This is a genomic window from Methylobacterium sp. C25 (genome assembly GCF_021352225.1).
Classification (GTDB): Bacteria; Pseudomonadota; Alphaproteobacteria; order Rhizobiales; family Beijerinckiaceae; genus Methylobacterium.
In genome coordinates this window covers 37,249-62,118 of the sequence record NZ_JAAUVI010000009.1, presented here as the reverse complement: position 1 = coordinate 62,118, position 24,870 = coordinate 37,249, and the positions used below count along the sequence as shown (strand labels likewise).

Below are 24,870 nucleotides of genomic sequence, written 5' to 3'. Positions count from 1 at the left end.
GGCCTCCTCAGCGGGTCTCGGCCGAGGCCTGATCGGCCTTCGGTGGGACGGCGCGGATCCGGTCTCCGTCACGTAGGAAAGAGCCGGCGCGTGCGACCACGAACTCGCCGTTCGAGACACCCGAGCTCAGCTCGGTGAAACCTTCTGCCGAAAGACCTGTCGCGACGGTACGGGCGCGGACCTGCCCATCCTTGGCGACGAGCACGCTCGCGGTGCCGTCAGCCGTGTAGAGCACGGCGGCGAGCGGTACGGCGACGCCCGTTCGGCGCGCGACCTCGACCTTGCCGCGGGCGAAGGCGCCGATGTGCAGCGCCGGATCGGGGCTCAGGGAGATGCGGACCTTACCGAGCCGCGTCATGCGGTCGACTTCCGGATAGATCCGGCGCACGCGGCCATCGAGGGTGCGGGTCTCGTCGATGTCGAGGCGAGCCGGGTTGCCCTCCTTGAGGCGCGGCAGGGCCGTCTCGGGAACGTCGCCCTCCAGCTCGATCTCGCCGCGGGCGATCAGGCGGAACAGCGGCTCGCCGACCGCCGTCGCGGTGGCTCCGATGCGCGCGGTGCGGCGATTGATGATGCCGCCCTCGGGCGCGCGGATCGCGGTCCGAGCCCGCCGCAGAGCGATCTCGTTGGCCTGCGCCTTGGCAGTAGCGAGGTCGGCCTTGGCGGCATCGAGGCCTCCCTTGGCCGATGCGAGCTTGCCCTCCGCTCCTTGCGCGGTGGAGACGCGCTGCTCGAGCGTCACGGCGGTGGCATTGCCGGTCTTCACGAGTGCCTGTGCGCGCTCCAGAGCCTGCTTGGCCTCGAGATTGGCCGCCTCCGCTTGCGTGATCTGGCTGCTCGCCTGGACGATGGCGGCCTCGGCGCGTGCGATCGCCGCCTTATTCGAAGCCTCCTGCGTCTCGATCATCTCGGTGGACAGACGCGCGAGCACCTGGCCCTTGGCCACCCGGTCACCCTCCTCGACCAGGAGATCGGTGATGCGCAGTCCCTCGACCTCAGGCGCGACCAGAATTTCGTCGCGCGGCACCAGCGTGCCGGTCACGACGGCCTGTTCGACGATCTCGCGGGTCTGGGCCGGCACCACGCTCACGGCGGGAAGCAGCGTGGCCGGATCCGGAACCGCGGCCGGCTCGGCCGCGAGCGCGCAACCGGAGGCCAACAGGGCCGCCGTCAGCAGGCTGTGAAAACGGATCTGGGTCATGGACACGCTTTAGCTCGCAGGCGCGGTATCGCTCGTGCCCCTCGTCCCGTCCCAGGCCGGCCTTTTCAAGGCGTGACCGTGTCGAGGCTGGACGTATCCATGACGCTATCACGACGGACCGGATATTTCTCCCATCATCGTGATGTTGCTGTGCAACTCGACGAAGCGTCGCACGTTGGACGATCCAATACAAAATCCATCCGGACGGTGCGCGATGAGCATTTTCCAGATCAAGAAGAAGACCAGCGGTGCCATTCTGTGGACCGGCAGCGCCGAGAGCGAGAAGACGGCGCTCGATGCGATGGCGCGCGAGGCCGGCTACCCGGATTTCGCATCCCTGCCGACCCAGCTTCGTGCCGGCGGCATCAAGACGTCGAAGCTCGACCTGATCTCGTAGCTCGGACGCGTGCATAGCAGCGAAAGGCATCCTTCGAATGGAGGGTGCCTTTTTGTTATCCATGCACATGCGGTGCCGGTGACGATCGGAAATCTCTCGCCGGCTACGCTTGCCAAGTCACCGAATCGGGGCCTAGCATCCCCTCATCGTCGACGCGGGCCTGCAGGCTGAAGCGGGGACGATGGATCGGAGAAAGGAGGCTCGCGCATGCGTCACGCCGTAGTTCTCTTCACGCCGCGCACCGATGAGGGTGACGCGGACGATCCACCGAATGAGCACCGACAGGGATGAGGCTTACGGGAGGGCGAGTGCCGCCTGCGACGGACCTTGAGAGGTCCAGGACGGTGGCCGGAACCTGACGAGGACCCTTGAACCCGAAAGCGTGGACCCTGCCGAAGGCCCGACAGTCGCGATGCCGGGCCTTTCTCATGTCCGGTCTCGACGCCGCCGTCTGCATCGTTGATACCCCCCCTGCGCGGCGAAAGGACTTTTCCCCGCAGCAGCCCGGGTTCGGCATCCTGACATCGGCAGAATGGCGCAGTTGAGTAACGATTGCTTCGCCGTCGGCGAGGCCCCCATGGCAATCGAGGAAGCCGTCGCGCTGATCGAGCAGCGGGTTTCGGTAACCGTCGAGAGTGAGCCTGTGGCCCTCGGGCAGGCAGACGGCCGCATCAGCGCCGAGAACATCTGCGCCACCGGCGACCTGCCCCCTTTCAACAACGCTGCGGTCGACGGTTACGCCGTACGCCACGCCCTGCTCGCGCCTGGCCGGGAGACGGTTCTGCGGCTCGGAGCACGGCTGGCGGCCGGTGCATCGGCCGAGGGCGTGCTCGCAGGTGATGGGGTGGTGCGCATCTTCACCGGCGCGCCAATGCCGCGCGATGCCGAGACCGTGTTCATGCAGGAGGATGTGCGCGTCGAGGGCGACCACATCGTGCTGCCGCCGGGTCTGAAGGCGGGAGCCAATTGCCGCTTGGCGGGCGAGGACGTGCCGCGCGGTGGTCTCGTCATCCCCGAAGGCCGGCGTCTCAGGCCGCAGGATCTCGCCCTCGCCGCCGCCGTGGGCTGCGATGCACTCACCGTGCGGCGGCGCCTGCGCGTCGCGCTGTTCTCTACCGGCGACGAGTTGACCGAGCTCGGCTCGCCTCTGCGCCCCGGCACGATCCGCGACTCGAACCGTGTGATGCTGGCCGCCTTGCTGCGCCGCATCGGCGTGGAGGTAGTCGATCTCGGCATCCTACGGGACGATCCCGCCACCCTGCCCGCTCGGCTGGCCGCGGCGGCCGCGGATCATGACCTGATCCTGACTTCGGGCGGCGTCTCTGCGGGCGAAGAGGACCACGTCAAGGCGGCGGTCGAGGCCGTGGGAAGCTTGGTGTTCTGGCGGCTCGCCATCCGACCGGGCCGGCCGGTCGCCATGGGGCTGATCGACCACAAGCCCTTCGTGGGTCTGCCCGGCAACCCAGTGGCCGCCTATGTGACGCTGCTCTTCGTGGTGCGCCCGCTCCTGGCGCGGCTCGCCGGCGAGACGTTCGTCCCGCCGATGGCCCAGCCCGTTCGCTCGGCCTTCACCTTCCGAAAGCGGGCTGGCCGCCGTGAGTTTCTGCGCGTGAGCCTCGCGCTCGGGGCGGACGGCGTGATCGAGGCCCGCAAGTTTCCGAAAGACGGCACCGGCATGCTGACCTCACTCACTGAGAGCGACGGCCTTGCCGAGTTGCCCGACGGCGCACCGATCGTCAGTGAGGGCGACATCGTGGGGTTCTACCCACACGCGACGCTGTGGTGATCAAGTCTTCGGTCGCGGCCCGTAGGCCTTAAACTTCTCGACGTTTCGGGCAATCTCCTCGTCCGACAGGACATGCGGCCGGCCAACCTGCAGCGCCACGGCATATTGCCGGCACAAGGTTTCGAGCTCGACAGCAAGCCACAGCGCCTTCGACAGGCTCGGCCCCGTGGCGATCATGCCGTGGTTGGCGAGCAGGCAGCAGGCCCGGTCCTCAAGCGCCTCGAGGGCAAGCTCCGACAGCTCGGGCGTGCCGAAGGTGGCGTATCCGCTGCAGCGGATGGTCGGGCCGCCGGCTGCTGCGATCATGTAGTGGACCGCTGGGATGTCCTGCCGGCACATGGCGAAAGCCGTGCAGTGGATCGGATGAGCATGGACGACGGCGTTCACGTCCGGCCGCTTCTCCAGGATGTCGCGATGGATGCGCCATTCCGTCGAGGGCACCAGAGGATGGTCGAAGCTCCCGTCCATCGCCAAGCAGACGACGTCGTCGGCGCTCATCTGCTCATAGGGCAGACCGGAGGGGGTAATCAGCAGGCCATCGCCCCAGCGGACGGAAACGTTGCCGGACGTGCCGTGGTTGATGCCGAGCCCATTCATGGAGCGGGCGGCGACGACGATCGCCTGGCGTAATGCGGCTTCGTTTTGTTCGGACATGCGGATCTCCTGCATGTCCCGTCTTCCTTCAGGCCGAGCAGCCTGACAACCGAAGGAATGGCTGGAAGCGGATCAGTGCTGCGTGTCGGCTTTCAGCACGTCGCTGCCGAAGACGTAGCCAGCGAATGTCGCGGCCGCGAGAACGAAGACGACCAACTCCCCACCCATCACCCGCTCCATCGTGTCGTTGCAAATGGTTAAGCTGTAAACGGCGCCCGTGTTCCGCTGCTCAGTGAAATTGTTCGCGAGATCGACAGGTCTTTCTGCTTGCCCCGAGCCGACAGCGCACGCGCGCTTGACCTCGCGTCTCCCCATGCCGACATCGGGCTCCTCACAGGAGCGATCATGGCGGGCCTCAAGGACAAACGCGGCTTCATCGACAAGGACCGGCTCGACCTCTCCGAGCGGAAGGCGGTCGAATACTGGATGAAGCGGTGGGGCGTGACGCAGGATCAGATCACTGCCGCCCACCGCAAAGTCGGTCGCATGACCAAGGACATCGCCGCCGAACTCGGAAAAAAGCGCTGATCGCCATGCCTCGCTACTTCTTTCACACCCATATCGACGACGACGTGATCGTCGATCCCGATGGCCGTGAGCTGGCCGATCCGGATGCGGCCTGGGCGGCAGCGCGGGTGCTGGCCCTGCAGCTGCTCCAGGGCGCCGATGGCGATCCAGCGCTGTTCCAGGCGGTCCTGTTCGTGACGGACGACAGCGAGAACGTCGTCCTGGAATTTCCGCTCACCGATGCCCTCGTGACCGAGCCGGTGCCGGAATCCGATGAAGAGACCCGCCACTGAGGCGCGCCCGGTCTCATCCCGCCAACGTGTTCATGACGGAACGCCGTCGCGGCTGGCTGGTTGGGGAGCACATCAATCGCATGGAGCTTCAGCGATGACGCGCTCTCTCATCATTTTGGCCGCCCTCGCGGCATTCGCTCTCGCCGGCACTGCAGCCGAGGCGAAGGGCTGCATCAAGGGCGCGGTCGTCGGCGGCCTCGCCGGGCACATGGCCGGCCATGGCAAGGCCGGCGCGGCGGCCGGCTGCGCCATCGGCCACCACGAGGCCAACAAGAAGGACAAGCAACAGGGCGACCAGCAGGGTCAGTCGCAAGCCAAGTAGTCCGGATCCAAGAGCCGAATGATCGGTTCTTATTCGCGGGCCTACGCATGATGTCGTGCACAGGCCCGCGAATGTTTTCGGGCGTTGCCCAACAATCGTCACTATTGCCTCGTGAGTCCGTGGGATTGCCACTGGACTTCGCAATCGGTGATCCAATTGGCCGGAGGCGCGTACCGAGCGTAGGGGAGACGGGCAGTGAATACGGGTTCTCAGCAGAGCCGCCTCGATACAGTCAGCACGCTGGCATCGACACTGGCCGACGAAATTCTGTCCGAACGTCTCGTCGACGGCTCGTTCTCCGCCGAGAAGAGCGATGCACTTGAAAAGGCATCGCGACTTCTCGAGGAATGCTCACATCCAGTTCCCGACATCGTGGCGGATGCTCTCGCGCAATGCAGGCGGCACGATCCGATCGAGGATGACACCTCGCTAGACGAGGTTCCGTTTGGCGATGGCCGCCCCACAAAGGGCGGCGCCAAGGGCGCGTTCATGCGCCTTATCCGATCTGTGCGACCGGCGGCCTCAGCCTGACACATCGGCAATGCCGGCGACCCAACTTGGCGTAGGCTCCGCCGGCGTGGCTGGCTGAGGGCGGGGTATTTGCGGTGGATCGGTTCGATCCGCCGCCCGACCTGGTCTCAGCTGTGGATCACCTTGCCATACGCATCCAGCACGCTCTCGTGCATCATCTCCGAGAGGGTGGGATGCGGGAAGACCGTGTGCATCAGCTCTTCCTCGGTGGTCTCGAGGTTCATGGCGACGACATAGCCCTGGATCAGCTCGGTCACCTCGGCGCCGACCATGTGCGCGCCCAGGAGTTGGCCGGTCTTGGCGTCGAACACTGTCTTGATCAGCCCGTCCGGCTCGCCAAGCGCGATGGCCTTGCCGTTGCCTGCGAAGGGGAAGCGCCCAACCTTCACCTCGAAGCCTTGCTCCTTGGCCTTGGCCTCGGTGAGCCCGACGCTGGCGATCTGCGGCTGGCAATAGGTGCAACCGGGGATCTTGGCCTTGTCCATCGGATGAGTGTGCAGGCCCTTGATGGTCTCGATGCAGATGACACCCTCGTGCTCAGCCTTGTGCGCCAGCATCGGCGGCCCGGCGACGTCGCCGATGGCGTAGATGCCCTCGACATTCGTGCGCCCGAGCCCGTCGGTGACGACGATGCCGCGCTCGATTTTCACGCCGAGCTTTTCGAGGCCGAGATTGTCGATGTTGCCGACGACGCCGACCGCTGAGATCAGCTTTTCGGCCGTCAGCTGCTGCGTCTTGCCCTTGTCGTCCTCGATCGTGGCGGTGACGGAATTCGCGCCCTTCTCGACCTTCGTCACCTTGGCGCTGGTGAGGATCTTGATGCCCTGCTTCTCGAAGCGCTTGCGGGCGAGCCCGGCGATCTCGGCATCCTCCATCGGCAGGATCTGCGGCAGCAGCTCGATCACCGTTACCTCGGCGCCCATGGTGCGGTAGAACGAGGCGAACTCGATGCCGATGGCGCCCGAGCCCATGACGAGCAGCGACTTCGGCATGCTCTCGGGCACCATGGCCTCGTAATAGGTCCAGATCTGCTTCTTGTCGGGCTCGATCCCGGGCAGCGCGCGTGGGCGCGCACCGGTGGCGACGATGATGTGCTTGGCCTGGTAGCTGCCCGCGCCCTTGGCGCCCTTCGGCGCCTCCGCCCGCTTAGTCTCCCTCACGGTGACCTTGCCGGGCGCGTCGATGGCCGCCTCACCCCAGATCACGTCGACCTTGTTCTTCTTCAGCAACATGCCGACGCCGCCATTGAGACGTCCGGAGACGCCGCGCGAACGCTTGACGATGGCCGCGGTGTCGAAGCTGACCTCCTTGGCGGAGAGCCCGTAATCACCGGCATGCTGCATGTAATGGTAGATCTCGGCCGAGCGCAGCAGCGCCTTGGTCGGAATGCATCCCCAGTTCAGGCAGATGCCGCCGAGGTGCTCGCGATCGACCACCGCCGTCTTGAAGCCGAGCTGCGCCGCACGGATCGCCGTGACGTAGCCGCCGGGGCCGGCACCGATGATGAGGACGTCGTAGCTGTCGGACATTCAAGGCTCCGGCCACTCCCCTTCCCCTTGTGGGGAGGAGTTGGAGGTCAGTGTTCGCGGCTTCTGCGGGCGCGCCTGCCGGTTAGACCAGCATCCCCATCGGGCTCTCGATCAGCCCCTGGAAGGCCGACAGCAATTCTGCGCCGAGGGCGCCATCCATCACGCGGTGATCGCAGGACAGCGTCACCGTCATGATCTGAGCGACCACCGGCTGGTCGTCCTTGCCGACGACGATACGCTTCTCGCCGGCGCCCACCGCCAGGATCGAGGATTGCGGCGGATTGATCACCGCCGTGAAGTGCTTCATCCCGAACATTCCGAGATTGGACACTGAGGTGACGCCGCCCTGGTACTCTTCGGGCTTGAGCTTCTTGGCACGGGCACGGGCCGCGAAGTCCTTCATCTCGTTGGAGATGGTCGAGAGCGTCTTCTGGTCGGCCTTGCGGATCACCGGGGTGAACAGGCCGCCATCGATGGCGACCGCGACGCCGACCTCGGCATTGTTGAACTTCAGCACCCGGTCCTCGGCGAAGACCGCGTTGGCATCCGGTACGCGCATCAGCGCGAGGCCCATCGCCTTGATGATGAAGTCGTTCACCGACAGCTTGAACGCCGGCTTGCCGTCTTTGTCCTTGGGGGCGCTGTCGTTGATCTGCGCGCGCAAAGCCAGCAGCGCATCGATCCGGCAGTCGACCGTAAGGAAGAAGTGCGGGGCGATCTGCATCGCCTCGGTGAGGCGACGGGCGATCGTCTTGCGCATGCCGTCGAGGGGCACTTCCTCGTAGGCGTCCTTGTTGAAGTAGCCGCGGACCTGATCGACGCCGAGGGGCTGCGCAGCCCCTCCCCCACCAGCTGGCTTGGCCGCTGGCGCGGCCTTTTCCGGGCTCGCGGAGGCGGCCTTCGCAGGAGCCTTGCCCGTTCCGCTCTTCGCCGCCTCGCGCACGTCGCGCTCGATGATGCGCCCGCGCGGGCCGGAGCCGCTGACCGCCGAGAGATCGACGCCTTCCTGCGCCGCGATGCGACGGGCGAGCGGCGAGGCGAAGATGCGCTCGCCGTCGGCGCGCGCGGCCGGCTGCGCAGCGCCGTTCGGCTTCGCACCCTCGGGGGCTTCATTCACGCGGGCATCGGCAGGTTGGGCCGCCTCGGCCGGGGCCGCCTTCGGCTCGGGTGCGCTGGCCGGTGGCTCCTTTGACTTGGGCACATCGCCGCTGGAGGGCGCGCTCACGCTCTTCGGGTCCTCTCCCTCTTCCGCGATCAACGCGATCAGGTCGTTCACCGGCACGTCGGCGGTGCCCTCGGGCACGACGATCTTGGCGAGCACGCCCTCGTCGACGGCCTCGACCTCCATGGTCGCCTTGTCGGTCTCGATCTCGGCGAGCACGTCGCCGGACTTGACCGCGTCGCCCTCCTTCTTGAGCCACTTGGCGAGGTTTCCCTTCTCCATGGTCGGAGAAAGGGCGGGCATCAGGACGTTGATCGGCATTGCGTTTCCAGGGTCCCGTGCGGTCGGTCAGTTGAAGCTGTCCGGGTCGAGGCTCTCGGCCTCCATCCCGGCGCGGATGCGCTCGAAGGCTTCCTCCTCCGACATGTCCGTCTCCAGCGCGTAGGTGCGTGCAGCTTGGCGGGCGAGGTCGATGAGCAGCCGGCCCCAGGTCGCCGGATCGTCGAAGGAGCGGCGGAGTGCAACGCTGACAGCGCCGTCGACGACGGCAGCGCGGAGCACCTCGACGCCGCCTCGTTCAACGGCGTCCGGGGGGATGGCGAGTTCGGCGAAATCCTTGCTCATGACGTGCGGCCTTGCGTTCCGCTTCAGAGATATGAGGGGTGCCGGGTAACGACCCGCATCACTTGTAGCAAACGGCCTTGGCCGCCTCGATGACCTCCGCCACGCTCGGCAGCGCGAGCTTTTCGAGGTTCGCCGCATACGGCATCGGCACATCCTTACCCGTCACGCGCAGCACCGGGGCGTCGAGATAATCGAAGGCGTCGGCCATGAGGCGCGCCACGATCTCGGCGCCGATGCCGCTCTGCGGGAAGCCTTCCTCGACGGTGACGCAGCGGCCGGTTTTCTTCACGGATTCGACGATGGTGTCGCTGTCCATCGGGCGCAGCGTGCGCAGGTCGATCACCTCGGCCTCGATGCCCTCCTCCGCCAACGCCTGCGCGGCCTTCAACGCGTAGGTCATGCCGATGGAGAAGGAGACGAGGGTCACGTCCTTGCCGGGCCGATGGATCTTCGCCTTGCCGATCGGCAGGACGAGGTCGTCAATCTGCGGCACCGGGAAGCTTTGGCCGTATAGTATCTCGTTCTCCAGGAAGACGACCGGGTTCGGGTCGCGGATCGCGGCCTTGAGCAGGCCCTTGAAGTCGGCGGCCGTATAGGGCGCCACTACCTTCAGGCCCGGCACGTTCGAGTACCAGGCGGAATAGTCGTGGCTGTGCTGGGCGCCGACACGGGCAGCCGCGCCGTTAGGGCCGCGGAACACGATCGGGCAGCCGAGCTGGCCACCCGACATGTAGAGCGTCTTGGCTGCCGAATTGATGATGTGGTCGATCGCCTGCATGGCGAAGTTGAAGGTCATGAACTCGCAGATCGGCCGCAGGCCGGAAAAGGCCGCGCCCACGGCGATGCCGGCGAAGCCGTGCTCGGTGATCGGCGTGTCGACGACGCGGCGTGCGCCGAATTCCTGCAGCAGCCCCTGAGTGATTTTGTAGGCCCCCTGGTACTCGGCGACCTCCTCGCCCATCACGAAGACGTTCTCGTCCCGGCGCATCTCCTCGACCATGGCGTCGCGCAGGGCCTCGCGCACGGTCATGGTCACCATGGGCGTATCGGCCGGGAACTCGTCCACCACCGGCTCTGCGGCCTTGCTCGTCACCGTGGCCGGTGCGGCCGGCACTTTCGGTGCGTCCTCGCTGGACTTTGCTTCGACGGGAGCCTTCTCGGCGTCCGGTGCGGCCTGTCCGTTCGACTTCGGCTTGCCGCCGCCGGCGGCCGCCTCCGAGACGTCCTCGCCCTCGCCGGCAATGATCGCGATCGGCGTGTTGACGGCGACGTTCTCGGTGCCGTCCGGGACCAGGATCTTGGCGAGCACGCCCTCGTCGATCGCCTCGACCTCCATGGTCGCCTTATCGGTCTCGATCTCGGCGAGGATGTCGCCGGACTTGACCGCGTCGCCCTCCTTCTTGAGCCACTTGGCGAGCTTGCCCTCCTCCATGGTGGGCGAGAGGGCGGGCATCAGAATGTCGGTCGCCATGGACGCTGCTCTATCGATCCGGTCTCGTGGGTTGGTCGGTCGGCCGAGCTGGGCTCAGGCGCGGGCCTCCAGCAGGATGTCCGTCCAGAGCTCCTTCGGATCGGGCTCGGGATCGTTCGTGGCGAAGTCGGCGGATTCGTTCACGATCTCGCGGATCTCCGCGTCGGTGGCCTTGAGGTCCGCCTCCGCGACGCCGTGTGCCTCGATCAGGCGCTTGCGCACCATCTCGATCGGGTCGTGCTCGTCGCGCATCTTCGAGACCTCGTCCTTCGACCGGTACTTGGCCGGGTCGGACATGGAGTGGCCGCGATAGCGATAGGTCTGCATCTCGAGGATGTAGGGCCCCTTCGCCGCCCGGGCATGCTCGACGGCGCGGACCGCTGCCTCGCGCACCGTCCGCACGTCCATGCCGTCAACCTGCTCGCCGGGGATGCCGAAGGAGAGGCCACGCTTGGAAAAGTCCGTCTGGGCCGAGGCGCGGGCCACCGAAGTGCCCATGGCGTAGCGGTTATTCTCGATCACGTAGATGACCGGCAGCTTCCAGAGCGCGGCCATGTTGAAGCTCTCGTAGACCTGGCCCTGGTTGGCCGCGCCGTCGCCGAAATAGGTGAAGCTGACGTTGCCGTTCTTTTTGTAAGCGTCGGCGAAGGCGAGGCCGGTACCGAGCGAGACCTGCGCGCCGACGATGCCGTGGCCGCCGAAGAACTGCTTCTCACGGCTGAACATGTGCATCGAGCCGCCCTTGCCGCGGCTATAGCCGCCCTGGCGACCGGTGAGCTCGGCCATAACGCCCTTGGCGTCCATGCCGCAGGCCAGCATGTGGCCGTGGTCGCGGTATCCGGTGATGACCTGATCGCCGTCGGTCGAGGCCATCTGCAGGCCGACCACGACGGCCTCCTGGCCGATATAGAGGTGGCAGAAGCCGCCGATGAGGCCCATGCCGTAGAGCTGGCCAGCCTTCTCCTCGAAGCGGCGGATCAGGAGCATCTCGCGATAGGCGTGGAGATCTTCGTCCTTGGTGAATTGCGGGATGTTCGGCGCCGGCTTGTGCTCGGGCGCGTCCGACTTGGACGCGGCCTTGCGCGCATTTCTGGCTGCAGCCATCGGCGTTCTCCCGAAACCCATGTTTCGAGTGGGTTCTAGAGCGCGGTGCAGCGGAAAGCGAGGGTCGGCCTGACAGAGTCCCGTTCGTGTTATGGTCAAGCTTAGCTCGACTAAACGCCGACGAGGCCATGCGGAAAGGACTCGGGGTCGTGAGCCGCGACGGGTCCGCCGAGACCGTCAGGGATCGATGATCACGACGTCGTTGGCATGGACGCGGCCGAGCACGACGCGGGCGCGCTCCTCCAGCAGGTCGCGATCGATCTGTTCCGAGCGCAGCAGTTCGACCCGATGCTCCCAGGTCGCCCGCTCGGCATTCGCGGCCGCGAGTTCCTGCCTGAGACCATAGGCCTGGATCTTGAGGGCCCGTTTGGCTTCCATGCCGCGATTGCCGGTTTCGGCCTGCATCAGGAAATAGCCGCCGACGAGCGCCGACACCGTCCAGAGAACGGCGGGCACGACGACGGCTCTGACGCGGCGACGGATGACCATGCCGAAACCATCGCCGTACAGGGTGAAGAAAGCGTTTCCGTGGAGCGCAGCGCGCAGACGTGTTCTCGACTATCTCCGGATCGGCCTAGCTTAGGTGCGAGGCTCGGCCGGAGGACGATGGTGACAGGCGAGATGGGCGCAGCGCACCGCCGATCGTTCGAACTGAGCGCGGCGGATCTGCTCGAAGTGCATCGCCGCATCTTCTGGCGGAACCTGCGCTCGTGGCGCGTCGTCCTGACCTTCGCCGTCGTCTCGGGGCTCATGCTCGTCGCGAGCCTGGTGAAGAAGGACGGCGCCGATCTCATCGGCTGGGCGATCTGGGTCGCCGGCTTTGCGACCCTTTTCCCCATCGCGATGACACGCTTCGTCATGCCGAGGCAGACACGCGCCGCCATCGAGAGGGAGCCGCGGTATCGCGAGCCCTGGCAGATCGGCTTCGGACCCGATGCGCTGACCGTCTCCAACGCGCAAGGCGTGACGCAGTATTACTGGTCGGGGTTCACGGCGCGGCATGCTGGGTCGACGATGATGGCACTGATGACCTCGCCGCACAGCTTCGTGCCGATCCCCCTGCGCGCGCTTCGAAAAGGCGACCTCCAAACGATCGACGCCCGCCTCAAGGAGGCGGGCGTCGCGTTGCGGTGACGTTTTCGGAGCGGGCGGGCGCTCAGGCGCCGGCGAGCTGCTTGATCGCGTCGCGTCCGGCATAGCGCCCTTGCGCGCCGAGGCCCTCCTCGATGCGGATGAGCTGGTTGTACTTGGCCAACCGGTCGGAGCGGGCGAGCGAGCCGGTCTTGATCTGTCCGCAATTGGTGGCGACGGCGAGATCCGCGATGGTCGAATCCTCGGTCTCGCCCGAGCGGTGCGACATCACTGCGGTGTAGCCGGCGCGCTGGGCCATATCGACGGCGGCGAGCGTCTCGGTGAGCGAGCCGATCTGGTTGACCTTCACCAGGATCGAGTTGGCGGTGCGCTCAGCAATGCCGCGCGACAGGCGCTCGACATTGGTCACGAACAGGTCGTCGCCAACGAGCTGGCAGCGATCGCCGATCTTCCGGGTGAGCAGGTTCCAGCCCTGCCAGTCGTCCTCCGACATGCCGTCCTCGATAGACAGGATCGGATAGTTGGCGACCAGCTTGGCGAGGTAGTCGACCTGCTGCTCGATGGAGCGAGTCTGGCCCTCGCCCTCGTAGTGATAGGCGCCGTTCTTGAAGAACTCGGTGGCGGCACAATCGAGCGCCAGCACGATGTCCTGGCCCGGCTTGAAACCGGCGGACTGGACCGATTCCATGACGAAATCGAGCGCGGCCTCGGCCGAGGGCAGGTTCGGGGCGAAGCCGCCCTCGTCGCCGACGTTGGTGTTGTGGCCGGCCTTCTTCAGTGCGCCCTTGAGCGTATGGAAGATCTCCGCGCCCATTCGCACCGCCTCGCTGAGCGAGGAGGCGCCGACCGGCATCACCATGAATTCCTGGAAGTCGATCGGGTTGTCGGCATGGGCACCGCCATTGACGATGTTCATCATCGGCACCGGCAGAACGCGGCCCTGGACGCCGCCGACGTAGCGGTAGAGCGGCAGGCCGGCCGTCTCGGCCGCGGCCTTGGCGACGGCGAGCGAGACGCCGAGGATGGCGTTGGCGCCGAGGCGCGACTTGTTGTGGGTACCGTCGAGGTCGATCATCGCCTCGTCGATGGCGACCTGATCCTCGGCCTCCATCCCGCCGATGGCGTCGAGGATCTCGGTCTGAACGGCCTCGACCGCCTTCAGCACGCCCTTGCCCTTGTACCGGCTGGCATCGCCGTCGCGCAGCTCGACCGCCTCGTGGGCGCCAGTGGAAGCGCCAGACGGCACCGCGGCGCGACCGAAGGAGCCATCCTCCAGCAATACGTCGACCTCGACGGTGGGGTTGCCGCGGCTGTCGAGGATCTCGCGGGCGGCGATGTTGGTGATCGCGGTCATGGACCATCCTTGCGTGGGGGCGCCGCGCGGAGCCTGACCGGCGGCGCTCGGTGAGGGCGGCATCATCCGTCGCGGCTTATCCGCCAAGCCGAAGCGCCCGGCAAGCGCTCCAGCAGATGAAGAATCTTTCCGGCCGCCCGAAGTATTTTTCCTGACTTCGACGGGCTCCCGGGACCTCCCTCCGCACGCGACTCGCCCGCCTAGGATGCGCGCCGCGCGGCCAGCCGGTATAGCGGGCGCCATGACCGACGATATCGCATCACATGCCCGTCAACTCGGCCACTCGACCCCCCTGCCCGCCTCGCCCGAGGCGGCGCAGCTGGACCGTGTTCCCAACCCGCATCCCGATACGGACTATCTCGCCCGCTTCACGGCGCCCGAATTCACCTCGCTCTGCCCGGTGACAGGTCAGCCGGATTTCGCGACGCTGGTGATCGACTACGTCCCGGGCGACTGGCTCGTCGAATCGAAATCGCTCAAGCTCTATCTTGGCTCGTTTCGCAATCACGGCGCGTTTCACGAGGATTGCACGGTCGGCATCGGCCGGCGGCTCACGGAGTTTCTCGAGCCGCGCTGGCTGCGGATCGGCGGCTACTGGTATCCGCGCGGCGGCATCCCGATCGACGTGTTCTGGCAGACCGGGGAGTCGCCGAAATCAGTCTGGCTGCCCGACCAGGGCGTGCCGACCTATCGGGGCCGCGGATAGCGAAGCGGGCTCACGCCAGCTCGGCCAGTACGCGGACCGTGCGCGCGATCAGGCGCTCCTGCCGGTCGGTCGGACCCTGATGGATCACGGCGACGGCCTCCAGCATCCGCTCGACATCGTCGCGCTCGGATACGGTTAGCTTTTCGCGCAGGAGCGGCGCGAGGTGGTCGATGGCGGTCTCGGCGTCGGCTGCCTGGGTCGCGGCGTGGCGGATGAAGACCATCTGGGTTGCGAGATCGTCGTCCGAGCCGATGATCGTGCGCATCTGCTCCTCGATGGCCGCTTCCTGCTCGGGTGTGGGCGTTCCGCGCGCCTGCGCGACGAGTTGCATCAGCACGCCAGCGGCATCCGCCGGGTTCTTGATCGAGCGGATGGGCGCCGCCTTGAAGTTAGCCTCGCTCTTGAGCCGGAGTTTGTGATTACGGCGATCGCCAAGGAGGCGTTCGATCTGCTCCATGCCGTTCCCATACATGAACCAGTACAGGAGCCCCGTCATGATCGCCCCGATGACGGCACCGATAACCGGCATCTGCCTCTCCCACCTCACCGAAAATTCAGCGCAGGGTGGTCAAGGCCCCACGGCGATGCAACCGCTTTCAGCCGGCTGAGCATTCGGCGGGTGAGGGTCCGCACCAACGAAAAAGGCGGCCGGTGAACACCGGCCGCCCTTCTCAAAAAGTTGGCTGCTGAACTCAGTAGCCGTAGTCGTAGTAGCCGTAGGCCGGACGGCCGTAATAGCGGTCCCGGTAGTAGGCGTCGCGAGCGGCGCCGGCAGCGATCGCACCCGCGGCGAGGCCAGCGATGCCGAGACCGACGGCAGCGCCGGTGCCGATGCCACCACGACGGTAGCCGCCGCGATACGCGTAGCCGCCACCATGATAATGGCCGTAGCCGCGGCCGGGGCGTGCTTCAGCGGTCACCGCCAGCATCGGGATCGTTGTGGCCACGACGGCCGTGATGATTGCAAGTTTGCGCATTGCGTCCTTCCCTCGTCTAAGCTCGTTAGCGCCGATAACGCCGAGCTTACTAACAGGTTCCAAGCTGCCGACTGAAATTCGAGTCATCTCAGCAGTTTGAACGTTCTGGTAACAGCAGTTTGGTCCCTCTGACCTGAACCCACCCTGAAGCCAGAACCGACTTGATGGTGCGTTGCGCTGCCCTCATCCGTCGGTGCGTTGCTTCACAAGGCGATCGAAGGCCTGCAACTCGGCGAGCAGAGCAGGCATCGCCTTCAGCGGCACCATGTTGGGGCCGTCCGAAGGGGCGTTGTCGGGGTCCTCGTGTGTCTCGATGAAGAGGCCGGCAACGCCGACCGCAACGGCTGCGCGAGCCAGGACCGGCACGAACTCTCGCTGGCCGCCCGAGGTGGCGCCCTGGCCGCCCGGCTGCTGCACGGAATGGGTCGCGTCGAACACTACGGGGGCCCCGTCCGTCACCCTCGCCATGATCGGCAGCGATCGCATGTCGGAGACCAGCGTGTTGTATCCGAAGGAGGCGCCGCGCTCTGTGACCATCACATTCGGGTTGCCGGCCTTCGTCACCTTGGCTGCAACATGCGCCATGTCCCAGGGTGCCAGGAACTGACCTTTCTTGACGTTCACGACGCGGCCGGTCGCGGCGGCTGCCTGCAACAGGTCGGTCTGGCGGCAGAGGAAGGCCGGGATCTGCAGCACGTCGACGACCTCGGCCGCCGGAGCGCACTGCGCGGCCTCGTGCACGTCGGTGAGCACCGGCAGGCCGAGCCGCTCCTTGATCTCGGAGAAGATCGGCAGCGCACCTTCGAGCCCAATGCCGCGGGCGGTGCCGCCGGATGTCCGGTTCGCCTTGTCGAAGGAGGATTTGAAGACGAGGCCGATCCCGAGGTGCCCGGTCATCTCTTTCAGCGCAGCAGCGACCTCGAAGGCGTGGTCCCGACTTTCGAGCTGGCAGGGGCCGGCGATCAGCGCGAAGGGGAGATGGTTGCCGAAGGCGACGGCGCCGGCGCGGACGACCGTCCCGGGTGCGGTGTTCTGAGACATGCCCCGCTCTACCCCGCGTCGGGCGCGGCGGAAAGGCTCGCCTTGCGTCTCGGCCGTGCTCTCCGGTCCGCCGCCAGCCGGCAGAGCGCGCCCTCCGACGACCCGTCGAGTCGATCGCTCGGCTCGCAGCGCAGGACCGCACCGCCGACCCGGCCGAGTTGAGGTGCACCCGAGAGTAACGCTGCCTGATGCAGGTTCATCGCCAGAACCTCGACACGTTCCGCGCTGGCACCGGCCAGCGTCTTCGCCGCGAGTCCGATCAGGACGAAATAGACGCGCTGCGGCTCCCGATCGCGGGAGCGGAAGACCATGCGGCGCGGCGGCCTGCAATCGAGGCTCATCCGTTCGGCGTCGGCAGCACGAAACACGACGAGCGGGCCGGTGCGGCCGGCGAGCGAGGCGCCGGTGCCGCGGATCAGCCGGGCCGTGAGCGCGTCGCAGCCATCGGCACGCGCCGGAGCGGCGATGGCGAGACAGAGGGCGATGCCGCCGACGAGCGCGCGAAGGGTCATGACGGCCGGTCTATCCGGCTCGCGGGGCCGTGGCGAGACGGTGAAACGGTGCCGGGACTCAGTTCACGGAGCCGGTGGCGTTGGGATCCAGCCGCGCGGCCTGACAGGATTCCCGCTCGTGCGAGCGCAGCACGCGGCGCAGCCGCAAGGGCTGCTCGCCAGAGCCGCTGCTGATGGTCCCGGCGAGCACGTCTGCGGCCGCCGTGCCCTGGAAGTGCAGCGGACCATCCGCACTCTCCACGGTGAACGAGATCTGCTGGGTGGTGTCGTCGATGGAGAGGGCATCGGCGGCGATTGGGGCCGTCTTGTCGCCGGCTGCCGTCTCGAAGAGCACGCCGTTGCCATTGGGCGAACGACGCAGCGTCACGCGCCGACCTTCCAGCCGTCCGGCATCCGGATCGGTGCAGAGATTGGCGTACACGAAGGTTCCCGTCAGCCAGCCCGGTTTGGCGGAAGCACCGAACGGGACGGTCGCTGCCAGAGCAAGCGAGGAGGCCAGGATCACGGTTGCAGTACGCATTTCGAGGCCTTTCCGGTCGGCACGTCGTCTCGGGAGGCGCCATGCAGGATTCGGGCAACTTGTCTGCGGACATGCGCCGGGCATCAGCTCGGCCGGAAACCGTATTGCACGCGTCCTTTGCTGCTTGATGTCGGGCTGGCGAGCCGAGGGGCATCGACGCATGCCGAACGCCTCAGCCGCCGGCCTTCCAGGCCTTGCGGCCCTGCTCGTCAAGCGCTCGAAACTCCGCGTCGTCGAGGGTCAGCTCCGCGCCCCGAACGTTCTGCGCGAGATGGTCAGGATCGCCGGTCCCGGGGATCGGCAGCATCACCGGTGAGCGCTTGAGCAGCCAGGCCAGAGCGACGGCTCCCTCGCTGGTCCCGCGCTTGCTCGCGATCTCGGCGAGTGCCGAACCCCTCTGCGCCAGCGTACCCTTGTCGAGGGGGGCCCAGGGGATGAAGCCGATACCGTTCCGGTCGCAATGGTCGAGCACGGCCTCGCTGGTGCGGTCTACGAGATTGAAACGGTTCTGCACGGTCGCGACCGGGAAGAACTTTCGGGCCGCCTCGATCTCCTCGACCGAGACCTCGCTCAGGCCGACATGGCGTATCAGCCCTTCCGCGCGCATCGCCGCGATGGCCTCAAACTGTCTCTCGCGCGGGACGTCGGGGCCGATCCGGTGAAGCTGCCAGAGATCGATGCGCTCGAGCTTCAACCGGCTCAGGCTCATCAGCACACATTGACGAAGGTAGTCGGGATTGCCGACAGGCTGCCAGATATCCGGCCCGTGGCGCGTCAGGCCGCCCTTGGTGGCGATGACGAGGCCGTCATAGGGGGCGAGAGCCTCGCGGATCAGGTCCTCGCTGACGTAGGGGCCGTAGCTGTCGGCGGTATCGATCAGATCGATGCCGAGCTCGGGCACGCGCTTCAGCGTTGCAATCGCCTTCGCCCGGTCGGCGGGCTCGCCCCAGATGCCGCTGCCCGTGATGCGCATGGCTCCGAAACCGAGCCGGTTGACCGTCAGGTCTCCGCCGATGGCGAAGGTGCCGGAAGAGCGAGCTGTGGTCATGCCGCATCCTTGTCGAGCGTGAGCATGAAGGGCGATGTGGGAAGGCGGCCGATCCCGACGAGCGGTTTGTGGTGGGATGGAGCCATGCCGCCAGGACAAGGGTCGTTGGCTCCGCTAGGTTCCTATCTGAGGTGGTATGCGCAGGGACGCGCACCTCGGTGGAGAAACGTGGGTCGATGAGTTCCGGTCACAGAAGGGATGCCGAACCGGCGGCTGGGGAGCCTCATGAGCTCAGTGACCGTCAGTTTGCGGCGGTCGCCAAGGCGCTCGCCGATCCGCGCCGGTTCGGCATCCTCGGAGAGATCGCGGCCTCCGAGGGCGCGTTGCCCTGCTGCGCGTTGAGCGATGCCGACAAGGTCAGCGCCGCCACGATCTCCCACCACATCAAGGAGCTCGAGACGTCCGGCCTGATCGCGACGGTCCGCAAAGGCCGCTTCGTCGAGCTGGTGTTCCAGCGCACAACGCTGGACGCCTACCTCCGGCGCCTGTCTCGATCGTTGTCGCCGACCCCTTGAAGCACGGCTCATCACCCAACACTTCGACGATTGTCTAAACGTCGAAGTGTTGGAGATCGTCATGAGCAAGCTCGAGGGAAAAGTCGCGGTGGTCACCGGGGCATCGAAGGGGATCGGAGCCGAGATCGCGAAGGCACTGGCGCGCGAAGGTGCAGCAGTGGCTGTGAACTATGCGACGAGCCGGGAGGGTGCGGATGCGGTCGTCGCTGCGATCACTGCCGCCGGCGGCAAGGCCATCGCGGTCCAGGGCAGCGTCGCGAAATCCGCCGACGTCGAGCGGTTCTTCGCGGAGACCAAAGATCGGCTCGGTGCGGTGGACATCCTGGTCAACAATGCCGGTGTCTACGCCTTCTCGAAGATCGAGGATTTTTCCGAGGACGAGTACCGGCGCCAGTACGACACCAACGTGCTCGGCGTCTTCCTCGCGACCAAGGCGGCGGTCGCGCAGTTCGGTGATCGCGGCGGCAGCATCGTCAACATCAGCTCGACCGTCACGCGCTTCGCGGTGCCGGAATCGGCGATCTATTCCGGGACCAAGGGAGCGCTCGACGCGATCACCCGCGTGCACGCCAAGGAACTCGGACCGCGCAAGATCCGCGTGAACGCGATCAATCCCGGCATGATCATCACCGAAGGCGTCGAAGCCGCGGGCTTCGCCGGCGGCGATTTCGAGCGCAGCATCGTCGAGGACACGCCACTCGGACGCTCGGGGCGGCCGGACGACATTGCCCCCGCCGCCGTCTTCCTGGCCTCCGACGACGCGCGCTGGGTCACCGGCGAGATCCTCTACGTTTCGGGCGGCATGTAGTCCATACTCGACGAAAAAACGCCGGCCCTTGCGAGCCGGCGTCAGTCGAGGGGAGAGCGGGAAACCGCCGCGAGGGGTGCGCGGCGGCCGCTACGGCTGAAACTCAGCCGTTCTTGGTGAGGGAGACCGCGACGAAGCGGGTCACGCCCTTCGAATTCTTGACGCGCATCAGCACCGCCTTGCGTCCATTGGACTCGGCCGTCTTGATCTGGGCGGCCACGTCGGAGGGGTTCGAGACGCTGGTGCCGGCGACGTCGAGGATCACGTCGCCCTGTTCGATGCCCTTGGCGGCGGCGGGACCGTCGGGGTCGACCCGCACCACGGCAACGCCGCTGCTGCCGAGACCGACCTCATCCGCCGGGGCGAGACCCAGGCCGAGGCGCGGCTGGCCGTTATTGGAGAAGCCGCCATCGTCGCTACGCGCGCTCTTCAGATCGGTCGGGAGCGTGCCGAGCTCGACGGTGGCCGTGTCCGTCTTGCCATTGCGCAGGAAGGCGAGCTCGACCTTGGTCCCAGGCTTCAGGCCGGCAATCTTGCGCGACAGCTCCTTGGCGTCATCGATCGACTTGCCGTCGACCTTTTCGATCACGTCGCCCGTCTTGAGACCAGCCTTGGCGGCCGGCGTGCCGGACTCGGTGGAATTCACCAGCGCGCCCTTGGCCTTGTCGAGGCCGAGGCTGTCGGCGATGTCCTTGGTCACCGGCTGGATCTGCACGCCGAGATAGCCGCGCACCACCTTCCCGTCGGTCTTGAGCTGATCGACGACTGCCTGAACCGTCTCGGCGGGGATCGCGAAGGCGAGGCCGACGCTACCGCCCGACGGCGAGGCGATGGCCGTGTTCACGCCGACGACCTCGCCGCTGACGTTGAAGTCGGGGCCGCCGGAATTGCCTTTGTTGATCGGCGCGTCGATCTGCAGGAAGTCGTCATAGGGGCCGGCGCCGATATCGCGGCCACGGGCCGAAACGATGCCCGCCGTTACCGTGCCGCCGAGGCCGAACGGATTGCCGATGGCCACGACCCAGTCGCCGACCTGCGGGGCCGACTTGCCGAACTGGACATAGGGGTAGGAGCCCTGGTCCTTGATCTTCAGCAGGGCAACGTCGGTCTTCGGATCGGTGCCGATCACCTTTGCATCGAGGGTGCGGGTATCGTCGAGCGTGACCTGCACCGACTTGGCGTGGTTGACGACGTGGTTGTTGGTCACGACGTAGCCATCGGCCGAGATGATGAAGCCCGAACCGACGGCGCCGCGCTCGCCGTGATGCTGGGGCGTCTGGCCGTTCGGGCCGCCTTGGCCGAACCGTTTGAAGAACTCGCGCAGCTGCGGCGGGACCTGCTGCAGGTTCGGCTGGCCGGGGCCACCCTCGCCGTCGTCGTCCGCGCTGTCGTCGAGCTTCACCTTCACGGCGACGACGGCCGGCTTCACCTTGTTGACGATGCCGGCGAAGGAGCCGGGCGGATGTTCCGGCGCCTCGATCGGCGTCTTCGGAAGAGCCTGGGCCAGGGCCTGGGTCGCGGGGGCCAGCGATCCGACGCCAGCCGCGCCGCCAGCGGCGAGCGCAGCCACGGCAACGGATGCAAGGGCGCGACGACGGAAGGTCGATGTCATGGGAGCACTCCGGAAACGGTCTTGCTGCCGTCTCAGCCGACGGAGCGTGTTGCCGGTGATAAGGTCCGCTGCCTGACCCGCTCGTGGCGCCCGTATTACGGTTTCGTCATGCGAGCGCCCGATGCGGCACGGCTGGATCCCCCTGCAGCGATGCTTCCGATTCCATCACGGCTTTCCTGATTGATCCGGGAGGATCGGAGCTGTGCCCGGCACCAGCTCGAGGGCGAAACGCTTTGCCATCTCGGTCTGCACATGCTCACGGAAGACGCGGACGCGCGCCGGCAATTCCCGACCCGCGAGGCTCAGAGCCCGCATCGCTCCGCCTTCCGTCGCCCAGGGCGCGAGGACCTGGACGAGCCGTCCCGCTTCGACGTCCCGCGATGCGACGGTGCTCGGCACATGGCCGATGCCGGCGCCGGCCAGAGTCAGGCGAAGCACCGTGGCGAAATCGCTGACGCGGATCGCCGGCTGGACCGCGATCTGTTCGGTCTGCCCCTGCCCGTCGCCGAGCGTGATGCCTGCTGCACCGGGCCGCTCGCGGGAGAGGATCATGTCGTGCGATGCCAGATCGGCGAAACGCGTGGGGGTCGGGCGATGCGCCAGATAGGCCGGCGCCGCGTAGAGCGCGATCCGAGTATTCAGGATGATCGCTGCCCGATAGCCGGTTTCCTGCGCTTCCCCGAGCCGCAGGGCGAGGTCGATCCGGTTGGCCGCCAGATCGAGCCTGGCATCGGTGTTCAACAGATCGACCGTGATCTGCGGATAGGCCGCGCGAAAGCTGGCGATGATCTCCGGCATCACCTCGATCCCGAAATCGACCGACGTCGTAACTCTCAGGTGCCCGGCCGGCACGGTGCGGGCGTCCCGCGCGCTTTCGGCGGCCGCGTCGAGCAGCCCGAGGCTCTTCTGCGCCTTGTCATAGAAGGCGAGGCCCTCGGCGGTCGGCGAGACGGCGCGCGGATGGCGCGCCATCAGGGTCGCGCCCAGGACCTTCTCGAGGCGTGTCAGACGCCGGCTGACGCTGCCCTTGGTCTCGCCGAGGCTGACCGCTGCGGCCGTGACCGTCCCGAGATCGACGACCGTGCAGAAGGCGCGAAGGTCGTCCAAATTACCGCGGAAGGTTTCCGATCTCGCAACCATGTGGTGCGGGATAGCAGTCTCAAACTCGGTTTGGAACGCACGTATCTCACCGCCGTCACGCTTGGGCATTCGATCGAGGTCGCGTCGCCCGAGGATCATCAGACGCACGGAGATATCGTTGAAGCAGCTCCTCGCCTCCTCCCTCGCGCTGGCCTTGGCGCTCGGTGCCTCCGCGCAGGCTCAGACCGCGCCGACGCGCGATCCGGCCCAAATCCAGGCGGGTCATTACGCCGTGGATCCTGGCCACACCCAGGTCGGCTGGCGCGTGTCGCATATGGGCTTCTCGAATTATACTGGCGGCTTTTCGGAGGTGTCGGGCACCCTCGACCTACAGCCGAAGGATCCGGCCGCAGCGAAATTGTCCGTGAAGATTCCGGTCTCGTCGGTCGCCACTACGAGTGAGAAGCTCACGGGTGAGCTGAAGGGCGACAAGTGGCTCGATGCCGCCAAGTACCCGGACATGATCTTCGTCTCGACCAAGGTGACACCGGCCGGGCAGGACAAGGCCAAGGTCACGGGAGACCTGACGCTGCACGGCGTGACCAAGCCGGTGACGCTGGACGTGACGCTGGTCGGCGCGGGCACGAACCCGCTCAGCAAGAAGATCAATATCGGCTTCGAGGCCACCGGCACGCTCAAGCGATCCGAGTTCGGCGTGAAGACCTACGTGCCGCTGATCGGTGACGACCTCCATCTCGTCATCGCCGGCGCCTTCGAGCGCCAGGACTGATCGGACGCTCGGGAGATCGGCCATGGGCACCGCCGTGTCCGCGCGGCGCTACTCGCTCGTGGCCATCGTGCTGCATTGGGCGAGCGCACTGGGTGTGCTCGCTCTGGTCGGCATCGGCCTGACCATGGCGCATGCGGGACTGACGCCGGTGCGCCAGTTCCAACTCTACCAGTGGCACAAATCCGTCGGCATCACGGTGCTGGGCCTGACAGTTCTGCGCCTCGCTTGGCGCCTGTTCCAAAAACCCCCCGCCTATCCCGCCGCGATGCCGGTTCGGGAACGACGGGCGGCCTCGGCCGCGCACGGTGCCCTCTATCTGCTCCTCGGGGAGCTGCCGCTCACGGGGTGGGCCGTGGTCTCGCTGTCGCCCTTCAACATCCCGACCGTGCTCTACGGCCTGGTTCCCTGGCCGCATTTGCCGCTCGCGGCTTTGGTTCCCGACCAGGCCTTGGCCGAAGCGATCGTCAAGCGGGTTCACGCTTACGGAGCCTGGCTGCTGATCGCTCTGCTCGTCCTGCACGTGGCGGCAGCTCTGCGCCACCACCTCATCCTCCGCGACGACGTGCTGCGGCGCATGCTGCCGACCCGCAAATCGCGGTCGGTATCCGAACCCCTGGGATCATCCCGATGAAGACGTCCCTCCTCTGCCTCGTGGCGGCTCTTCAGGTCGTCGCCTTGCCGGCTACCGCCTCCGAATGGGCGGTTGACCCAGCCAAGAGCGCGATCAGGTTCTCCGGCGTGCAGGTCGGGGCGCCGTTTACCGGGCGCTTCGAGCGCTTCGATGCCAAGATCGATTTCGACGCCGCCAAACCGGAAGCCGGCCACGCCACGGTGCTGATCGATCTGGCCAGCGCGCGGACGGGCGACGTCCAGCGCGACGAAGCCCTGCCGCAGAAGGACTGGTTCGATGCGAAAGCCGCGAGCCAGGCCCGCTTCGAGGCGGCTCATTTCGTCGACAAGGGCCACGGCGACTACGAGGCAGTGGGAACCCTGACGATCAGGGGAACGAGCCGGCCTCTCACGCTGCCCTTCCATCTCTCGGTCGAACAGGGACAGGCTCATGCCGTCGGCCGCGTCGGACTGATCCGCACGGAATTCGGCGTCGGTCAGGGCGTCTGGGCGACGGGCCAATGGGTCGCCCTCGACGTCGGGGTCGACGTCGATCTGGTCGCTACGAGCGCTTCCGCGGCGACCAAGGCCGGCGGCGGCTGAGCGCTGATCCGGACACGTCGAG

30 protein-coding genes are annotated in these 24,870 nt (G+C 66.7%); 12 read left to right on the top strand and 18 right to left on the bottom strand.

Annotated elements, in window-relative coordinates:
* Positions 1–7: 7 nt before the first annotated feature.
* Positions 8–1,201, bottom strand: coding sequence for an efflux RND transporter periplasmic adaptor subunit (locus HCU64_RS19085; protein ID WP_233385790.1), 1,194 nt, complete (start codon positions 1,199–1,201; stop codon positions 8–10).
* 214 nt (positions 1,202–1,415) lie between these two features.
* Here HCU64_RS19085 and HCU64_RS19080 point away from each other — a divergent pair, with 214 nt between their 5' ends.
* Positions 1,416–1,598 carry a hypothetical protein gene (locus HCU64_RS19080; protein WP_233385789.1) on the top strand — a complete coding sequence of 61 codons (183 nt, stop codon included), beginning with the start codon at positions 1,416–1,418 and terminating at the stop codon, positions 1,596–1,598.
* Between the two features lie 532 nt (positions 1,599–2,130).
* Positions 2,131–3,384 (top strand): molybdopterin molybdotransferase MoeA, encoded by a 1,254-nt coding sequence (locus HCU64_RS19075; RefSeq protein ID WP_233385788.1) that lies wholly within the window; start codon positions 2,131–2,133, stop codon positions 3,382–3,384.
* On the opposite strand, the gene HCU64_RS19070 is transcribed toward HCU64_RS19075, so the two are convergent.
* Both HCU64_RS19070 and HCU64_RS19065 read right to left on the bottom strand, forming a co-directional pair.
* The gene (locus tag HCU64_RS19070) at positions 3,385–4,038 is read right to left on the bottom strand and encodes a class II aldolase/adducin family protein (protein WP_233385787.1); all 654 of its coding nucleotides are present in this window, start codon (positions 4,036–4,038) and stop codon (positions 3,385–3,387) included.
* Positions 4,039–4,110: 72 nt separating this feature from the next.
* The gene (locus HCU64_RS19065) at positions 4,111–4,353 is read right to left on the bottom strand and encodes a hypothetical protein (protein WP_233385786.1); all 243 of its coding nucleotides are present in this window, start codon (positions 4,351–4,353) and stop codon (positions 4,111–4,113) included.
* Positions 4,354–4,383: 30 nt separating this feature from the next.
* Between HCU64_RS19065 and HCU64_RS19060 the strand changes: the two genes are divergently transcribed.
* From HCU64_RS19060 to HCU64_RS19050, 3 genes are all read left to right on the top strand, one after another.
* Positions 4,384–4,566 (top strand): DUF3606 domain-containing protein, encoded by a 183-nt coding sequence (locus HCU64_RS19060; RefSeq protein ID WP_147047745.1) that lies wholly within the window; start codon positions 4,384–4,386, stop codon positions 4,564–4,566.
* A 5-nt stretch (positions 4,567–4,571) separates the two neighbouring features.
* Positions 4,572–4,838 carry a DUF6894 family protein gene (locus HCU64_RS19055; protein ID WP_233385785.1) on the top strand — a complete coding sequence of 89 codons (267 nt, stop codon included), beginning with the start codon at positions 4,572–4,574 and terminating at the stop codon, positions 4,836–4,838.
* Between the two features lie 94 nt (positions 4,839–4,932).
* Positions 4,933–5,160 (top strand): hypothetical protein, encoded by a 228-nt coding sequence (locus HCU64_RS19050; RefSeq protein WP_233385784.1) that lies wholly within the window; start codon positions 4,933–4,935, stop codon positions 5,158–5,160.
* A 638-nt stretch (positions 5,161–5,798) separates the two neighbouring features.
* Here the strand turns inward: HCU64_RS19050 and lpdA are convergent.
* The 6 genes from lpdA to HCU64_RS19020 all read right to left on the bottom strand — a co-directional run bounded on the left by lpdA (position 5,799) and on the right by HCU64_RS19020 (position 12,070).
* Positions 5,799–7,220, bottom strand: coding sequence for a dihydrolipoyl dehydrogenase (lpdA, locus tag HCU64_RS19045; RefSeq protein ID WP_233385783.1), 1,422 nt, complete (start codon positions 7,218–7,220; stop codon positions 5,799–5,801).
* A gap of 82 nt (positions 7,221–7,302) precedes the next feature.
* Positions 7,303–8,703: a pyruvate dehydrogenase complex dihydrolipoamide acetyltransferase gene (locus HCU64_RS19040; RefSeq protein WP_233385782.1), complete on the bottom strand. Its 1,401-nt coding sequence runs from the start codon at positions 8,701–8,703 to the stop codon at positions 7,303–7,305.
* A gap of 27 nt (positions 8,704–8,730) precedes the next feature.
* Entirely contained in the window at positions 8,731–9,006 is a 276-nt protein-coding gene (locus tag HCU64_RS19035; RefSeq protein ID WP_233385781.1) for a DUF5076 domain-containing protein, read from the bottom strand.
* Between the two features lie 58 nt (positions 9,007–9,064).
* On the bottom strand, positions 9,065–10,477 hold the full coding sequence (locus HCU64_RS19030; RefSeq protein WP_233385780.1) for a pyruvate dehydrogenase complex E1 component subunit beta: 1,413 nt from the start codon (positions 10,475–10,477) through the stop codon (positions 9,065–9,067).
* Between the two features lie 54 nt (positions 10,478–10,531).
* A complete protein-coding gene (gene pdhA / locus HCU64_RS19025; RefSeq protein WP_233385779.1) occupies positions 10,532–11,581 on the bottom strand; it encodes a pyruvate dehydrogenase (acetyl-transferring) E1 component subunit alpha in 1,050 nt (349 codons plus the stop codon).
* Between the two features lie 177 nt (positions 11,582–11,758).
* A complete protein-coding gene (locus HCU64_RS19020; RefSeq protein ID WP_233385778.1) occupies positions 11,759–12,070 on the bottom strand; it encodes an FtsB family cell division protein in 312 nt (103 codons plus the stop codon).
* A gap of 117 nt (positions 12,071–12,187) precedes the next feature.
* Between HCU64_RS19020 and HCU64_RS19015 the strand changes: the two genes are divergently transcribed.
* Entirely contained in the window at positions 12,188–12,715 is a 528-nt protein-coding gene (locus tag HCU64_RS19015) for a YcxB family protein (RefSeq protein ID WP_233385777.1), read from the top strand.
* A 22-nt stretch (positions 12,716–12,737) separates the two neighbouring features.
* Here the strand turns inward: HCU64_RS19015 and eno are convergent, their stop codons facing one another.
* Positions 12,738–14,027, bottom strand: coding sequence for a phosphopyruvate hydratase (gene eno / locus HCU64_RS19010; protein WP_233385775.1), 1,290 nt, complete (start codon positions 14,025–14,027; stop codon positions 12,738–12,740).
* A gap of 241 nt (positions 14,028–14,268) precedes the next feature.
* Here eno and queF point away from each other — a divergent pair, with 241 nt between their 5' ends.
* Positions 14,269–14,733: a preQ(1) synthase gene (queF, locus tag HCU64_RS19005; protein WP_233385774.1), complete on the top strand. Its 465-nt coding sequence runs from the start codon at positions 14,269–14,271 to the stop codon at positions 14,731–14,733.
* A gap of 10 nt (positions 14,734–14,743) precedes the next feature.
* Here the strand turns inward: queF and HCU64_RS19000 are convergent, their stop codons facing one another.
* The 6 genes from HCU64_RS19000 to HCU64_RS18975 all read right to left on the bottom strand — a co-directional run bounded on the left by HCU64_RS19000 (position 14,744) and on the right by HCU64_RS18975 (position 18,831).
* The gene (locus HCU64_RS19000; RefSeq protein ID WP_233385773.1) at positions 14,744–15,262 is read right to left on the bottom strand and encodes a hypothetical protein; all 519 of its coding nucleotides are present in this window, start codon (positions 15,260–15,262) and stop codon (positions 14,744–14,746) included.
* A 163-nt stretch (positions 15,263–15,425) separates the two neighbouring features.
* Complete coding sequence (locus HCU64_RS18995) at positions 15,426–15,710, bottom strand: hypothetical protein (RefSeq protein ID WP_183506539.1); 285 nt, start codon at positions 15,708–15,710, stop codon at positions 15,426–15,428.
* A 183-nt stretch (positions 15,711–15,893) separates the two neighbouring features.
* Positions 15,894–16,751: a 3-deoxy-8-phosphooctulonate synthase gene (gene kdsA / locus HCU64_RS18990; protein WP_233385772.1), complete on the bottom strand. Its 858-nt coding sequence runs from the start codon at positions 16,749–16,751 to the stop codon at positions 15,894–15,896.
* Between the two features lie 8 nt (positions 16,752–16,759).
* Positions 16,760–17,263, bottom strand: a complete 504-nt coding sequence (locus tag HCU64_RS18985) for a hypothetical protein (protein WP_233385771.1) — start codon at positions 17,261–17,263, stop codon at positions 16,760–16,762.
* A gap of 58 nt (positions 17,264–17,321) precedes the next feature.
* Complete coding sequence (locus tag HCU64_RS18980) at positions 17,322–17,783, bottom strand: hypothetical protein (RefSeq protein WP_233385770.1); 462 nt, start codon at positions 17,781–17,783, stop codon at positions 17,322–17,324.
* A 172-nt stretch (positions 17,784–17,955) separates the two neighbouring features.
* On the bottom strand, positions 17,956–18,831 hold the full coding sequence (locus HCU64_RS18975) for an aldo/keto reductase (protein WP_233385769.1): 876 nt from the start codon (positions 18,829–18,831) through the stop codon (positions 17,956–17,958).
* Between the two features lie 176 nt (positions 18,832–19,007).
* Between HCU64_RS18975 and HCU64_RS18970 the strand changes: the two genes are divergently transcribed.
* Together HCU64_RS18970 and HCU64_RS18965 are read left to right on the top strand one after the other, a co-directional pair.
* Positions 19,008–19,346, top strand: a complete 339-nt coding sequence (locus tag HCU64_RS18970) for an ArsR/SmtB family transcription factor (RefSeq protein WP_233385768.1) — start codon at positions 19,008–19,010, stop codon at positions 19,344–19,346.
* A 61-nt stretch (positions 19,347–19,407) separates the two neighbouring features.
* On the top strand, positions 19,408–20,154 hold the full coding sequence (locus HCU64_RS18965) for an SDR family NAD(P)-dependent oxidoreductase (protein WP_233385767.1): 747 nt from the start codon (positions 19,408–19,410) through the stop codon (positions 20,152–20,154).
* Positions 20,155–20,257: 103 nt separating this feature from the next.
* Here the strand turns inward: HCU64_RS18965 and HCU64_RS18960 are convergent, their stop codons facing one another.
* Together HCU64_RS18960 and HCU64_RS18955 are read right to left on the bottom strand one after the other, a co-directional pair.
* Positions 20,258–21,766 carry a Do family serine endopeptidase gene (locus HCU64_RS18960; protein WP_233385766.1) on the bottom strand — a complete coding sequence of 503 codons (1,509 nt, stop codon included), beginning with the start codon at positions 21,764–21,766 and terminating at the stop codon, positions 20,258–20,260.
* Between the two features lie 165 nt (positions 21,767–21,931).
* Positions 21,932–22,873: a LysR family transcriptional regulator gene (locus tag HCU64_RS18955; protein WP_233385765.1), complete on the bottom strand. Its 942-nt coding sequence runs from the start codon at positions 22,871–22,873 to the stop codon at positions 21,932–21,934.
* 151 nt (positions 22,874–23,024) lie between these two features.
* Here HCU64_RS18955 and HCU64_RS18950 point away from each other — a divergent pair, with 151 nt between their 5' ends.
* Genes HCU64_RS18950 through HCU64_RS18940 form a run of 3 tightly spaced genes read left to right on the top strand, consistent with a single transcriptional unit; the run spans position 23,025 to position 24,848 of the window.
* The gene (locus HCU64_RS18950) at positions 23,025–23,636 is read left to right on the top strand and encodes a YceI family protein (protein WP_233385764.1); all 612 of its coding nucleotides are present in this window, start codon (positions 23,025–23,027) and stop codon (positions 23,634–23,636) included.
* A 22-nt stretch (positions 23,637–23,658) separates the two neighbouring features.
* Complete coding sequence (locus HCU64_RS18945) at positions 23,659–24,267, top strand: cytochrome b (protein WP_233385763.1); 609 nt, start codon at positions 23,659–23,661, stop codon at positions 24,265–24,267.
* Positions 24,264–24,848, top strand: a complete 585-nt coding sequence (locus tag HCU64_RS18940; RefSeq protein ID WP_233385761.1) for a YceI family protein — start codon at positions 24,264–24,266, stop codon at positions 24,846–24,848. Before HCU64_RS18945 ends, HCU64_RS18940 begins: the two co-directional genes overlap by 4 nt.
* Positions 24,849–24,870 lie beyond the last annotated feature (22 nt).